The 838-nt window shown below is 69.6% G+C and carries 1 protein-coding gene; it reads right to left on the reverse strand.

Annotated features, from left to right (window positions below):
• A partial coding sequence (locus ACP4IX_RS36300; protein ID WP_426558928.1) for a polyketide synthase dehydratase domain-containing protein occupies positions 1-838 on the reverse strand: 838 nt, incomplete at both ends.

Below are 838 nucleotides of genomic sequence, written 5' to 3' on the forward strand. Positions count from 1 at the left end.
CGGTTGTCGTGTGCGGTGTCGATCTGGTCAGGCGAGACCGCGCGCAGCGCCAGTGACTCCACCGACACCACCGGGGCACCCGTCGGATCGGCCAGCTCCAGCGACACCGCACCGTCCCCGGCCGACGCCACCCGCACCCGAACAACCGACGCACCGGCAGCGTGCAACCGCACACCACTCCACGCGAACGGCAACCGCGCGCCCTCATCAGCGCCCGCGAGAACACCACCCAGGGCCAGACTGTGCAACACCGCGTCCAGCAGGGCCGGATGCACACCGAACCCCTCGGCAGCACCGTGCAACTCCGCCGGCAGCGACACCTCGGCGAACACCTCGCCATCACGCCGCCAGGCCGCACGCAGCCCCTGGAACACCGGGCCGTAAGCAAGACCAGCCCCGTCCAGCGTCTCGTACGCCGCGTCGACCTCAACCGCACTCGCACCGGCCGGAGGCCACACAGACAGATCAGCCACACCCGACCGAACGCCGTCCGTCAGCACACCCACAGCATGCCGCACCCAGGGCACGTCCTCATCGTCCCGACGCGAGTAAACGGCCACCGAACGACCACCCGAACCGACGGCCTCCCCGACCACCACCTGCACCTGAACCGCACCGGACTCCGGCAGAACCAACGGCACTTGAAGCGTCAGCTCCGCCAGATCCGGACAACCCACCCGCTCACCCGCATGCAGAGCCAGCTCCACGAACGCCGTCCCCGGCAACACCACCGACCCGAACACCACGTGATCGGCCAGCCACGGATGCGAACGCAACGACAACCGCCCCGTCAACACACACCCGTCGACGTCCGCGAGCGCGAGAGCCGCACCCAGCA

It is taken from the genome of Streptomyces sp. WG5 (genome assembly GCF_049974565.1).
In the GTDB taxonomy this organism is placed as follows: Bacteria; Actinomycetota; Actinomycetes; order Streptomycetales; family Streptomycetaceae; genus Streptomyces.